Genomic DNA, 13362 nt, shown 5'->3' with positions numbered 1-13362 from the left:
CGCAATCCTTCAAGAAAGATAAATGTTCAGAAACTTCAGTATTCCCTTGCAATCATATAGTCGGCAATCTGGAGGAGAAGATCCTTTTCGGGACAGTCTTTCAGAACATCCAGTTTTGCCTTGCCTTCATTGATATATGAGATTGCAAGATTTTTCACGTAATCGAGGGACCCACATTCAGTAAGAGTCCGGACGGCTCCTTCGGTTTCTTCGAGAGTGGCTTCCCCTTTCCCGAAGATATCCAGGTTTACGCCTTTCCTGAAAGCGTCAATGACAATCAGGGTATGCTTCCCTTCCATAAGGTCACTGCCTCTTACCTTTCCGAGTACTTCTTCAGGAGAGATCATGTCCAGGACATCATCGTACATCTGGAAGCCAATTCCTATAAGGCGGCCATATTCGGATAAGGCCTCGGCAACTTCGTCAGAGGCTCCACCGAGGAGAGCACCGATCTTGGCTGCGGCTGCATAGAGGACAGAGGTTTTCTTTTCCACCATTTCGATGTACTCAAGTTCCGTCACCCGGTCCCTTGTTTCGAAGTCCATGTCAAGCCACTGCCCTTCACAGATTTCGGTACAGGTCTTTGAGAGGACATCCATGCACTTTAAAATCCTTACAGGTTCGTTATCGACCTTTGACAGGATCTCGAAAGCTTTGGAGTAGAGGGTGTCTCCGGCAAGGATAGCCCCGGCTTCACCCCATTTAACATGGACTGCAGGCATTCCCCTGCGGACGTCGTCCTTATCCATAATATCATCATGGATCAGGGTGAAATTGTGTACAAGTTCCACGGCCACTGCTGCAGGCAAAACGGACCTGAGATCGGAACCGACAGCTTCTGCTGTCAGGATTAGAACTGCCGGACGAAGGCGCTTTCCGCCGGCGTCCACGAGATAACGAGAAGCTTTGTACAGCTCCTCGGGACGGGTAATTGGAAGCAGTTCGTCAATTGCAGCATCAACATGAATACTTCTTTTTTGAATCTCATCAATAAGCATCATAAGCATCACGAGAATACAGAGGGGTTTTCATTATAGGGTTACTCTTCTATATATAACACTTCGCCGTTTCTGAGAAGGTGTACTGTATCTCCGAGTACATACCCTGCATCCTCTGCCATTTCGATGTAATGCCCGTGCATTTCCATATTCCCATGGGCAGGAATTACATGCTCAGGATTTACCATGCGCAGAAGCTCCCAGTGATCTTCCCTGTAAGCGTGCCCTGATACGTGAACATCATCATAGATCCTGCCGCCCTTCATCCTGAGTTTGGTCTCAAGAGCATAGCGGTTTGCCTGAGTCATTGGGCTCGGGATCACATTTGCTGAGAAAATGATCCTGTCTCCGGGGTCGATTGTGTAAGGCGTTTCCCCGTTTGCAACCCGAACGAGAATGGAGCCTGGCTCTCCCTGGTGTCCCGTAACAATAGGAAGATACTTGTTCTTGCCTTCCTGCATGATGCGCTTGAATGCCCTGTCGACATCTTTTCTCATGCCGTAAATCTCCACATTGGAGGGCAGTTCAAGGTAGCCGACATCTCTGGCTGCACTCACATAACGTTCCATGGAACGCCCCATAAGCACCGGAATTCTCCCCATTTCCTCGGCAGCCTCGATAATTGCTTTTAGCCTGGCAATGTGAGAGGCAAAAGTTGTAACAATCATGCCCACATCGGACTCTTCTGTCCCGAGCAGTACATCCCTGACCATGTCCTTTGCAATCTGTTCCGAGGGGGTCTTTCCTGAGCGTCCTGCGTTCGTGCTTTCGGTAATCATTGCAATGACCCCTTCCCTTCCGAGGGATTTGAAGCGCTCGAAGTCAGGAGCATCACCCATAGTAGGAGTCCTGTCCAGCTTGAAGTCGCAGGCATAAAGGACCGCCCCTGCAGGAGTGTGCACAGCTGCAAGTACACAATCGATAATACTGTGCTGGACCCTGATGAATTCTATGGAAATATCTTCCGTAACCTGATAGGTCCCACCTGCCTGTAAAGGAATAACCCTGTTGCAGACCTCGAACTTGCGCTCAGACTCAATCTGCTGTTTGATGATAGCTGCAGTATAGGGGGTAGCAAGTATAGGAGCATTGTACCTGTGGGCAAGCTTCGGAATCGCGCCTACGTGGTCAAGGTGCCCGTGAGTACAGACGATTGCCCTGACAGTCCCATTGATTTCTTTCATGATAGTATCATCAGGGATTGCACCCATCTCGATCAGTTCAAGAGAATGCATCTTGTCAATTTCAACATCTTCATGGATTTGAACCCGGTCAAGCCTGAGCCCCATATCCAGAATGACAATATCTTCACCTATAATGATAGCAGTCATATTGCGGCCCATTTCATTATAGCCGCCGACTGCAACAATTCCTATTTCAGTCATATTTTTTAACCTCTTATTTAATTTTTTTAATTTTCATCCTTGTGAAACCGAAACCTCAAAAAGAATCAGGTAACGGTCTTAAATCAATGACCATGAATGTAAACGGTATAGTAGAGAAGTATAGAATCATCTTTAGAAAAGTCACTTCTAAAAGCTACCTCTTATACCCTTGAAGAAATCCTCTCCTGGATGAAATGCACCAGGCTGCAGTCCCTAGCAGGATAATGCCACTTTAAATATATATTTGTTTCATTATACAAATATTTTGATCTGCCAGAACTTCCGGAAACTACCTCTGATCCTGTTCTCATGTAATACAGATTTTCAAAAGGCTTTCCGACCCATTGAGAGATTTCCAGAGCCGAACTTGATCCACAGGCACATTCAGTATCCTTCCTTAGTCACAACTATTTCTCAAAAGGCCTGATTCCAAACATACTCCGAATTAAGGGTAAGCTTTTACCTTTAAATGACTTTACTAACCTATTTTCTATATTTCAATAATCTAGATTATATATTCCAATAATCTAGTTTATATATTCCAATGATTTGTCTTCATACTCCAATGACTTATTTCCTGAATTCCAGTATTTTCCAGATTCCAGTTGATCAGGTATGGAACTCACTTCAATACTTGTCTAAATGATTTGTTTACAATTGATCCCTTATTCCAGTTGATCTTATGAACAATTCCTGATTTAATGAATCTGATACGTGACCTTTAATTAAACAATTCCATAAATGACTCTAATGAACGATTTAAAGAAATTGATTATTAAATCAAGATTTAAAGAACCAATTCTTTGAGTTGGTCCTGAATTGATGATTTTAAGGAGTGTATTTCAAGGAAAAATTAACCCCAATTAATGTTTCGAAGGTCTTTACCCCGGGAAATTGATCTTCAAACTAAGAATTTCATGAGGTAGTTCTAAGAGTTAATTTCTAAATTAAGGATCTTAAGGAGCGATCCCTGCTTTGCTTAATGAAGGTAATTTGACATTGAGTCCTATTCAGCTAAGTTCTATTCTGGTAATTATACTTATCTGAATTACCAGAAAAATTAGCTCTTTATTTCCACGATGTTATAGTATTTCACGATGTTAAAGTAAACTGACAGCTGCTCTGCCAATTTGTTATGTATGATCTTTGCTTTGTAGAGGATCTTACCGCAGTACTTACCTGCAAATCCCAGTAAAACTGCTTCCATTGTTCCAGACGGAATCATGATAACTCTGGTATTCTCATGCAGTCTTAATAAACGGCGTTCTTTTACTCTTCCGGTATACCTAAAGGGAAACAAAGCTAATTACTTTTTCCCTGATTAAGAGTTCAGAGAGATAAATAAGTTCTCAGGTTAATATTGACTAATATTAACTATTTTCTTTTGAGACATTACTTCCGTTTTACGTATAAACATTGTCATGGAATAAATCTGTAATCGAACAAATATGTAATCGAACAAATATGTAATCGAACAAATATGTAATCGAACAAATATGTAATCAAATAAATCTGTAATCGAACAAATATGTAATCGAACAAATATGTAATCAAATAAATCTGTAATCAAATAAATCTGTAATCAAATAAATCTGTAATCGAATAAATCTGTAATCGAATAAATCTGTAATGAGCTGTGCAGGCAGATGAAGGATAGAAGGAAGGGATGATGAAATGATTACAGTCCCTCTTTTCCTTTGATTAAAGTGCATTTTTGCGTAAAGAATAATCTTTTACATTAAAACCGCGCTGCCCAAGGTATTCGAGTGTCCATCCGGTGACAACAACCGGCGCATTATGCAGGTCCTGGATGTTTGCACAGCCGCAAAGAAACATTGCAGCCCTGAACTCATCCAGCATGTGGGAGAGGACACTGACAACCGAATCTTTTCCTTCAAGAGAAGGTCCCACAAAGGGCAGGGCTGCACTTGCCGCACTGGCTCCCAGAGCGAGGGATTTTGCAATATCAAGCCCGGTTCGGACTCCACCTGTTGAGATAATCGGGAGGGAGACCCTGGATTCTATTAAGCTGGCAACAGTAGGAATTCCAAAGTCCCAGAAAAGTTCCCCGAGACGTTCGGAAACCGAATCCCTGCTTTCTTTTGCCCTGTAGACCTCGACTCCTGCCCAGCTGGTGCCCCCAACTCCTCCGACATCAATTGCAGAGACTCCGGCTTTCTGAAGGAGAAGGGCATCTTCCCTGGAAATGCCTGCTCCGGTCTCTTTCACAATCACGGGAGTTTTGAGCATAGAACATAGTTCAGTAATCATATCCAGGCAACCGGTAGCATCCCTGTCCCCTTCGGGCTGGATGGCTTCCTGTAAGAAATTCAGGTGAATGGCAAGGGCATCGGCATCAATCATTTCGATGAGTTTTTCTACCCCTTCAACCCCGTACTGGCGAATCTGGGCAGCCCCAACATTTCCGTAGACAAAGGCTTTCGGAGCTTCATCCCTTACAATCCTGAAAGAGTCCTCCTGAGCAGGATCGTCAATTGCAGCTCTCTGGCTGCCAACCCCTATCCCGACTCCCAGCTCTTCGGCTGCACCCGCAAGTGCAGCATTGATAGGGATGGTATCAGGGTGCCCTCCTGTAATAGATGCAATCAAAAATGGAGCTTGCATGCGTTTACCAAGGAAGTCCACAGAAAGGTCGAGCTCATCCATGTTTAATTCAGGAAGCGCCCTGTGGATTAGGGTCACATCTTCAAAACCCGAACTGGCCCCCCGGGCTTCAACCGGGCTTTCAGCACAGAGCTTCAGGTGTTCTATCTTTCGCCTTGAGGTAGTATTGATCATACTTCATACCCTTTTATCCGGACTGATCCTGGTCCCTATGGATTCCCCATTTAAGAACCTGTAAATGTTATCCGCTTTTCCTGCATTGAATATATGTGAAGTGATACTAGAATTTTTGCTAAGTTCCAGAAGTTCCAGCACCTTCCCGAGCATTCCACCTGTAACATCGGTACTTCCCGAACCCCCGATACATTGCCGAAATTCCTCAAAGTTGGCAGGAGTGATCTCAGGCACCGGTTTTCCATCCTTATCAAGCACCCCATCCTCAGCCGAGCCCAGCCCGAGCCTGGTGATCCCGAGTTCCTTTGCCAGATAAGGAACTATCTGGTCTCCCGAGAGGATACAGGTCCCGAGTTCAAGATCCATAACAACGTCTCCGTGCAGTACGGGGACAAAGCCTTTTTCGAGCATGATTTTTATGCTGTCAAGGTACATGCTCTCTATCCTCCCGTTTCTGCAAACGGTACAGCCCATTGGATGCACAGCAATAGCCATAACTCCGAAACTGTTCAGAGCATCCACTACCCTTGAGGCGAGTTTCTTTACGGATTCATGTGTTACAATTGCCCCCTCAGGGTCAAAAGTCCTGTCAAGCCCGTATTTTTTGGCATAGGTATGCCCAAAAGAGCCAGCCCCATGTACAACAATCATTTTTCCCCGGAAGCCTGAAACTTCCCGTGCAATCCTGAGAAGGTCAGCCTCTTTTACAACCCCTTCATTTGCGCCTTTGTCAGTAATGGCGCTGCCTCCGAGTTTAAGGATAACAGATTCGGTTGAAGCGTTCATTATATCACTCGATACCTTTTTAAATAGCTTTCAGTCGATCTAAGGATTAATCTGCGACAGTATTAAACCGTGAATAATTAAACGGGAATAATTAAACGGGAATAAATAAACGGGAATAATTAAACGGGAATAATTAAACGGGAATAATTGTTATTAAATGCTCCATCCGACCTTTAAACACACTTTTTTTGAAAAATCCGTAAAGATTCCGGAGCGTTTTGATTTCGGAGAATATAGGTATTTCCTTTGCAGGAAAACCCACGGGAGTTCCTTAAGGCTCAGTCGACCTTCAGTCCCTGTTCCGTGGGTTTTGTAATGGTGACCTTACCTCCTGCGTTTGCAATGGCTTCAGCTACCTGTATGGACTTTTGAGGTGCCGTAAGTGCAACCATACAGCCGCCACCTCCGGCTCCCGTAATCTTTGCCCCGAAGGCTCCTGCTGCCCTTGCGGGATAGATTAAACGTGAAAGCTCAAGGATATTTACCCCAAGAGCATCAAGCAGGCCCTGGTTCACGTTCATGAGCCTGCCAATAGAAGCATAGTCCCCTGAAAGCACAAGGGGTTCTCCAATTAGGGAGATTTTGCCAATAGAAGCCATAAGAGGTTCAATCAGCTCAGGGTAGCTATCATGAAGCTGCCTTACATTTGCTACAAGCTCTTTTGTGGAAGAAAAAACTCCGGTATCCCCTATCACAATTCCGCAGTCAGGTGTTTTTAACTTTCTACGCTCCGGGATGGTGACAACCCCTCCGAAAGTAGAAACATAGGTATCGGTAGGGCTTGCTGAACCCTGTACCCGGATCTCGATTTCATGCCCAAGTTTTGCAATCTCTTCAAGGGAGAGGCCACATCCAAACAGTTCATTTAGAGCGCCTATGCTTGCAATTGTTACCGCAGCAGACGACCCGAGCCCTGAACCCACAGGGATATCGGAATCAACAGTCAAAAAGACGCCTTTTATGGGTACAAATTCCCCCATTTTTTCAATAACTGCAGAAACATAGGGATGTGTTTCAAAATCAATCCCTGTTCGACCAATTTGTGACTGGATAACTATGGAATTGTTTAACTCTACCCTCACCCGGGTCCTCAACTCTACCGCACATGCTATTGCGGTTTCTCCGTAAACAACCGCGTGCTCTCCGAAAAGATAGATTTTGCCGGGCGCAGAACATGAAACCATATTATCCCTCAAAAATGTTCAAGTTTTGTTGAATTTGAGTATGTAAAGTTTTGTTGAATTTGAGTATGTAAAGTTTTGTTGAATTTGAGCATGTAAAGTAATGAACTTTATCCTCGGAGAGGCTGACCATAAGTAAAAGTAAAAATTATATAAAAAAACTTATCCCGGCATGAACTTTATCCCGGGTGTTTTCTGCATAATAAAAACAAGCATACTTCATTTTTCGTAAGATATGTCTTTACTCCACAATAATCGCAGCATACCCGACAACTGCACTCAGATCTCCTGAAACGTCTCCGCTGTTTGCATATTTAAGTAGAGTTGCCCTGGACCCTCCGAGCTTTTGGGAAGCTGAAAGCATTGCTGCAATAGGCCCATATCCGCATACTGAAGCATTTCTTCGCTGGAGCCGGTCATACATGCCTGAGACATTGAGATTCAGGATAGCATCTATAACTTCGGTATCGGTTTCCCTTGCGCGTTCTGCAGTTTCGTAATGAGTAAAATCACTGGACGCTATGATAACCGCACGTTTCCCGCTTTCGGAAACAAGGTCAGCAACAAGGTTTCCCACCTCAACTGCTGTTTCTTCGTCCTGCATACCCATGCAAATAGGAAGAATTTTAAAATTCCGTCCGAAACGGTATTGAAGAAAAGGAAGCTGGACTTCAATAGAGTGCTCGTATGTGTGCCCCAGTTCATCTGCATCAACGATGCTCCCGAGAAATCCTTCTGCAAGTTCGAGATCAACATCAATAGTTCCCAGAGGGGTTTTCCACGTTTCTCTGGATACTGATACTGGCGAACCGTACCCTGTATGGTTGGGGCCGAAAAGGATATAGGTATCGGCTTCAGGAAGGGTTGCATAAACATGTGCAGCCACTTTCCCGGAATAGATATACCCGGCATGCGGGCAAACAGCCCCAAGGACTTCTCGTTCTCTGAACTCCAGACCTTCGAAACATCGTATAAGTTCTTTCTCCAGATTATCACAATGCAGGGGATAGAACTGCCCTGCAACTGCTGGTTGTCTCATTTCCAATCACCCATAATATAAGATATGGGCAATTTGTATAAACCCTTGCAGTATGCAGGACGGATGTTCCGGAATCAGAGAGGAGTTTCGAAATCAGTCATCTCGTAATTGAAGGGGGTATTATTGAGTCTGGATACTTCCCTTGCAACCAGCCAGTAGACAAGAGAAAGGGCTTTTCTACCCTTATTGTTGGTTGGGATTACGAGATCCACATTTGAGGTCAGGTTGTTGGTGTCACAAAGTGCGATCACAGGCACCCCAATGCTTGAAGCTTCCTTCAGGACCTGGGCATCTCCGGCCGGATCGGTTACAATTATAACATCCGGTTCAAAGAAACCATGCATCTGCGGGTTTGTAAGAGAACCTGGAATAAACCTTCCGAGCATTGCCCTTGTGCCAAGTGCCCTTGAGAACATTCTGGCGGGGTGCTGCCCATACTGCCTTGAAGATACTACAAGGAGTCTGGAAGGGTCATAGTGAGACAACAATTTTGATGCAGCTCTGACTCTTTCATCTGTGGACTGGATATCAAGTACGTATAACCCGTCAGTTCTGACCCTGTATACGAAACGCATCATATCCTGAGTCTTCTGCTGGGTCCCGATATGAACACCTGCTGCCAGGTATTCGTCAATAGATACAAGGGATGTAGCTCCCTCTTTGGGAGAAACTGCTTCTTCCCCCGATTCTACAGGTACAGATCCGGTCTTTGCTGCGGCTTCCTTTTCAGGTTTTGCTTCAGCCACGACATTTTCTTCAGGCAAAGGCTGCTCTCCGGTTTCCTCCTGCCCTGTCTGCTCAATTTCCTCCATAAAGTCACCTCATATATAGAATCAACAATAAAACGCATTCAGCATCTGAAATGTATCCCATTACGTTTTTAGCTTTTCTTACGTTTGACCGTTATAGGAATAACTCCGGCCTTCAACTCTGCAATGGCTACACCCAGGGGGTCCAGCCGCCCGTCATCTTCAACCAGGACAGGAGCCCCCATTGCTATCTGCAATGCTCTTGCACCAACAATTCGTGCACGCTCGAACCGGGTATATTTTTCCTTAACCAACAGATCACCCTGAAACTTAAAAACGCTCCGATGAGTTCCGATAATCGAGAAGCATGATAAATTTGATATTCAGTACATACACCTGAAAACCAGTGCCCTTAAAAAGGGAAGTGGGACCGCTGAGATTCGAACTCAGGTTCCGGCGTCCCGAACGCCGAAGGATGGACCAAGCTACCCTACGGTCCCTTACTGGTACGGTGAAAGAACGTCAACAAGTTCGACATGGCTGAGGAACATTCTGCGGCAGCAGTAACGGGTGATCCCGAGATCATCCATTACTGTAGCAGCGTCTTCGCCATCGTTGACGCGTCTTTTGTACTCATCCCAATAGTTAGAGATTACTTTTCCACATGAGAAACATCGGACTGGGATCATAACTGTCCTTACCTGTAAGATTTCTGGTATTTAGCCCTTGCTCCAGGCCCACCAAAGTTCTTTGATTCTTTCTGCCTGGAATCGCTTACAAGTAAACTGCGGTCGTAGGTTGCGAAGTTGTCTCTGATGATTGTGTCATTTGTCCATTCCACAATCCCACGAGCAACAGCGGTCCTTACCGCATTAGCCTGCCCGACGATTCCGCCGCCCCGAACATCGACATTGATGTCAAGCCCGGAAACTACTTCATTTCCTGCGATTAGCAGAGGTTCGGAGATCTTCATCATTGCAAGCTCAGGAGTATAGAGCTCGAGTGGAATTTTGTTGATCCTGACCTTACCGGTACCTTTCATGACTGTTGCACGTGCAGTTGCAGTCTTGTGCTTTCCAGATGAATTAACTACTTTGACCATGAGGACTCACCCATTAGAACTTTGAACCCATTTTCTGGCTCACTTCACCAAGCTCCATGTACTTGTTGGAACTCAGAAGCCTCATGTCGGCATCTGCGATGGCGATCGTTTCAGCACCCTTAAGTTCATAGGGGACACCTACATAGACTTTGAGCCTGGACATTGCATCCTTGCCTCTTGATTTCTTATAGGGCAGCATGCCACGAATAGTCCTCTTCAGGATGCGGTCCGGACGCTTCGGGAAGTAAGGCCCGAATTCCGTTGCACCCCTTTCTCGGGTCTCCCGGTACTCTCTAAGTGTGGCTGCCCTTGCGCCAGAAATGATGGCTTTTTCGGCATTTATAATATAAACCTTTTCGTCTCCTGAAAGCAACTGTTTTGCAACTGTACTTGCAAGACGCCCCAGAATAAGTCCATTTGCATCGATAACCGTCATCTTGTCACCTCAGCGGAAAATCCGGATACCGGACCCTTTTGGATTTGCTTCCATGATCTCCTCGAGACTCAGGCACTTGCCGCCGGCTTCAGTTATTTTTTCAACTGCGGATTCGCTGAATGTTACAGCCGCAACCGTAACAGAATGATCAAGGAGACCTGCACCCAGGACTTTTCCGGGGATAAGCAGGACATCATCTTCAGCAGTGTGCCTGTTGATCTTGCTTATATTCACAGCCGCATAGTTTCTGGACGGCGCCTCAAGACGTTTCGCTATATCCTTCCAGATGGGGGCAGAATCTCCATTTGCCCTCTCTTTCAGGGTAAGAATCAGGGAAACGATTCTTGGATTTGTTTTTCTTACTAGTTTTACCAGTGATTTTTTACCCAATGTATGTCCCTCCGCAAGATTAGTATGAAATCTCACTCACGCGGAAAAAAATTCCCTATCGCGTTCGAACATCGCTATAGCTGCCGCAACTCTGAAGTTAGGGGCAGCAAATTAAAGATCAAGCGATTAGTCGGATGGTATGATGTGAATAACATTTCTAGTACATAAAGATTATGCGTAATCTGAAGAACCAGGAACAACCATGGAAACCTTCCCAAGTATCCCCTCTATTTCGCATCCGAACTTTCTTGCCACAATAAGTGCCACTATCCGGATATCCACAAGATAAGCAAGCCTATCCTGCATGGAATTGATTTCGGAAACAAGCCGTTGTCTGTTCACGCCCGTATCCGCGGAAACGAAATCAAGGATTTGTTCAAAGGATATTTCTTCCCTGTGACGACCTGCAGAAGATTTATCTGGTTTTCCGGGTTTCCCGTTGAGTTTAAGAAAATCTTCTGGCGGTTTAAAAGCATGGGGAAGCCGGACACTCTCAACATCAAAACAGGGTAAAAGTGCACCGTCCTTAAGGGAAAGCAGGCCTGCTTCAAGGGCGCGGCCCTTTACCTCAGAAGCAGTCTTCGGGGAAAACCATTTCAGGTCAAAGGCAAGGGAAAACTCAAAGTCTTTTTCCGGGAGAGAACCGGTAAGATTTTTTTTAAAAGGGGCCGAAACAACACGTTTAAGTTCTTCCATTCATGAACCTCGAAAAATAACTGCGCTGGGAGGGACAGTATAGTATATAATTCCCACAGGGCGCAGTTTCACATTTGAAGAATTCCGGAAAAAATTGAATGTCTCCGGCACAGAAATGAAATTTAAGCCTGTACCGAAGTGAAATGTTTTTCGGAATATTTTTTACTACAATTTACTGATGAACGAATTCAGAGGGTCACAAGCTTGGCATTGATGATTCCAGGGACCTGCCTTACCTCTTCAAGGATTGCATCAGAGACATCGACATCCACGTTAAGGACCATCATGGTAACGCCTCCGACTTCTGCCCTTCCGACCTGCATGCCTGAAATGTTGATGTTGTTTTTACCAAGAACCATACAACAGGGTCCGATAACATTCGGTTTGTTAATGTGCTTGGCAAAGATCATACGGCCTGCGGGGAAGATGTCTACACTGTCATCATCAACGGAAACAATCTTGGGCTCATCTCCAACAACAGTTCCGGCAACCAGCTTCGCAGTTTCTCCGCTGGTGAGCCTGATACTGACAGTTGAAGAATACTCTTCTGCAGATTCGGACTTGCTTTCCACTACTGCGATCTTTCTGGACTTCGCAAGGATAGGAGCATTGACGTAATTTACCCCGGAACCGAGAGCCATTTCAAGCAGCCCTTTGAGGGCAGAGACTGTAAGGGGTCTGGTGTCTTTTCCGGAAATTTCCCCATTGTACGCGATTTCTACCTTTTCGTAATTGCCGTCTACAAGCTGCCCTGCAATTTTACCCATGAGCTCTGCGAGCCTGATGTATGGAGCAAGGACTGCCATAGCTTCGGGCTTCACCGAGGGGATATTGATTGCGTTCTTTGCAAGCCCGCCAGTAAGGACGGAGACTACTTCCCTGGCGATGTCGATTGCAACATTAACCTGAGCTTCCTGTGTGGAGGCACCGAGATGCGGAGTTACAATGACATTGTCAAATTTCAGAAGAGGATTGTCAAAAGGTGGTTCCTCAACAAAAACATCTAAGGCTGCCCCGCCGACCTTTCCACTTTCAAGGGCTCTTGTAAGGGCTTCTTCGCTGATGATGCCGCCGCGGGCACAGTTGATGATCTTGACCCCTGGCTTCATGAGGGCGAACTGCTCGTCATCAAGGATATTTCTGGTTTCCTTGATAAGTGGAGTGTGCACTGTGATGTAGTCAGCCTCTTTTGCAATTTCATTAACTGTAGCCAGCTTGACTCCGAGTTCGGCAGCCCGCTTCTCGGAAATGAAAGGGTCATACCCCATAAGGTTCATCTCAAGCCCTGAAGCCCGCTTTGCGACTTCAGACCCGATTCTTCCGAGCCCTACAACTCCCAGTGTCTTGCCCTTGACCTCAATGCCCGTGAACTTGTTGCGCTTCCATTCCCTGGATTTCAGGGAAGCGTTTGCCTGAGGGATATTCCTGGACATCGACATCATCATAGCAATTGTGTGCTCTGCTGCCGAAATCATATTTCCTTCGGGAGCGTTGGCTACAATGATTCCTTTCTTGGTGGCTGCGTCAACATCGACATTGTCGACTCCGACTCCTGCCCTTCCGATAATTTTCAGGCTGTCAGCAGCCTCGATGACTCTCTGAGTAACCTGAGTGCCGCTGCGTATTACAAGGGCATCGTAGGCCCCGATCTTTTCCACCAGCTCGTCTTCGGAGAGACCGGTACAAACGTCAACAGTAAAATATTCTTTCAGAATCTCCAAACCTTCATTGGAGAGTGAGTCGCTGACCAATACTTTCATGTTAATTTCTCCAGATAAATACGATAAATGTGAGATGCTAA

The 13362-nt window shown here is 45.5% G+C and carries 15 protein-coding genes and 1 tRNA gene; all 16 read right to left on the bottom strand.

Going from position 1 to position 13362, the window contains the following annotated elements; all coding sequences use genetic code 11:
• Positions 1-35 precede the first annotated feature (35 nt).
• The 16 genes from EO92_RS06690 to serA all read right to left on the bottom strand — a co-directional run bounded on the left by EO92_RS06690 (position 36) and on the right by serA (position 13321).
• Positions 36-1001 carry a polyprenyl synthetase family protein gene (locus EO92_RS06690; RefSeq protein WP_048170266.1) on the bottom strand — a complete coding sequence of 322 codons (966 nt, stop codon included), beginning with the start codon at positions 999-1001 and terminating at the stop codon, positions 36-38.
• Positions 1002-1039: 38 nt separating this feature from the next.
• A complete protein-coding gene (locus tag EO92_RS06685) occupies positions 1040-2383 on the bottom strand; it encodes an RNase J family beta-CASP ribonuclease (protein WP_048170234.1) in 1344 nt (447 codons plus the stop codon).
• A 1060-nt stretch (positions 2384-3443) separates the two neighbouring features.
• Positions 3444-3608 carry a hypothetical protein gene (locus EO92_RS06680; protein WP_156165744.1) on the bottom strand — a complete coding sequence of 55 codons (165 nt, stop codon included), beginning with the start codon at positions 3606-3608 and terminating at the stop codon, positions 3444-3446.
• 476 nt (positions 3609-4084) lie between these two features.
• Complete coding sequence (gene fni / locus EO92_RS06675) at positions 4085-5182, bottom strand: type 2 isopentenyl-diphosphate Delta-isomerase (protein ID WP_048134460.1); 1098 nt, start codon at positions 5180-5182, stop codon at positions 4085-4087.
• Between the two features lie 3 nt (positions 5183-5185).
• On the bottom strand, positions 5186-5968 hold the full coding sequence (locus EO92_RS06670) for an isopentenyl phosphate kinase (protein WP_048170230.1): 783 nt from the start codon (positions 5966-5968) through the stop codon (positions 5186-5188).
• A gap of 278 nt (positions 5969-6246) precedes the next feature.
• Positions 6247-7152: a mevalonate kinase gene (locus EO92_RS06665; protein ID WP_048170229.1), complete on the bottom strand. Its 906-nt coding sequence runs from the start codon at positions 7150-7152 to the stop codon at positions 6247-6249.
• A gap of 238 nt (positions 7153-7390) precedes the next feature.
• Positions 7391-8194 (bottom strand): MEMO1 family protein, encoded by an 804-nt coding sequence (locus EO92_RS06660; RefSeq protein WP_048170228.1) that lies wholly within the window; start codon positions 8192-8194, stop codon positions 7391-7393.
• Between the two features lie 68 nt (positions 8195-8262).
• Positions 8263-9000, bottom strand: coding sequence for a 30S ribosomal protein S2 (rpsB, locus tag EO92_RS06655; RefSeq protein ID WP_052733563.1), 738 nt, complete (start codon positions 8998-9000; stop codon positions 8263-8265).
• A gap of 68 nt (positions 9001-9068) precedes the next feature.
• Positions 9069-9251 carry a DNA-directed RNA polymerase subunit K gene (locus EO92_RS06650; RefSeq protein WP_048134451.1) on the bottom strand — a complete coding sequence of 61 codons (183 nt, stop codon included), beginning with the start codon at positions 9249-9251 and terminating at the stop codon, positions 9069-9071.
• 111 nt (positions 9252-9362) lie between these two features.
• Positions 9363-9437: transfer RNA gene (locus tag EO92_RS06645), tRNA-Pro, on the bottom strand.
• Positions 9438-9626, bottom strand: a complete 189-nt coding sequence (locus EO92_RS17030; RefSeq protein ID WP_048141520.1) for a DNA-directed RNA polymerase subunit N — start codon at positions 9624-9626, stop codon at positions 9438-9440.
• Positions 9627-9634: 8 nt separating this feature from the next.
• Entirely contained in the window at positions 9635-10039 is a 405-nt protein-coding gene (locus tag EO92_RS06640; RefSeq protein ID WP_048134449.1) for a 30S ribosomal protein S9, read from the bottom strand.
• Positions 10040-10052: 13 nt separating this feature from the next.
• Complete coding sequence (locus EO92_RS06635) at positions 10053-10475, bottom strand: 50S ribosomal protein L13 (RefSeq protein ID WP_048134447.1); 423 nt, start codon at positions 10473-10475, stop codon at positions 10053-10055.
• A gap of 9 nt (positions 10476-10484) precedes the next feature.
• Entirely contained in the window at positions 10485-10865 is a 381-nt protein-coding gene (locus EO92_RS06630) for a 50S ribosomal protein L18e (RefSeq protein WP_048134446.1), read from the bottom strand.
• Positions 10866-11036: 171 nt separating this feature from the next.
• Complete coding sequence (locus EO92_RS06625) at positions 11037-11561, bottom strand: DUF2240 family protein (RefSeq protein ID WP_048170219.1); 525 nt, start codon at positions 11559-11561, stop codon at positions 11037-11039.
• A 188-nt stretch (positions 11562-11749) separates the two neighbouring features.
• On the bottom strand, positions 11750-13321 hold the full coding sequence (serA, locus tag EO92_RS06620) for a phosphoglycerate dehydrogenase (protein ID WP_048170217.1): 1572 nt from the start codon (positions 13319-13321) through the stop codon (positions 11750-11752).
• Between the last annotated feature and the right edge of the window lie 41 nt (positions 13322-13362).

The organism is Methanosarcina sp. 2.H.A.1B.4 (genome assembly GCF_000979385.1).
Taxonomy (GTDB): domain Archaea; phylum Halobacteriota; class Methanosarcinia; order Methanosarcinales; family Methanosarcinaceae; genus Methanosarcina.
This window is presented reverse-complemented; position numbering and strand designations above follow the sequence as displayed.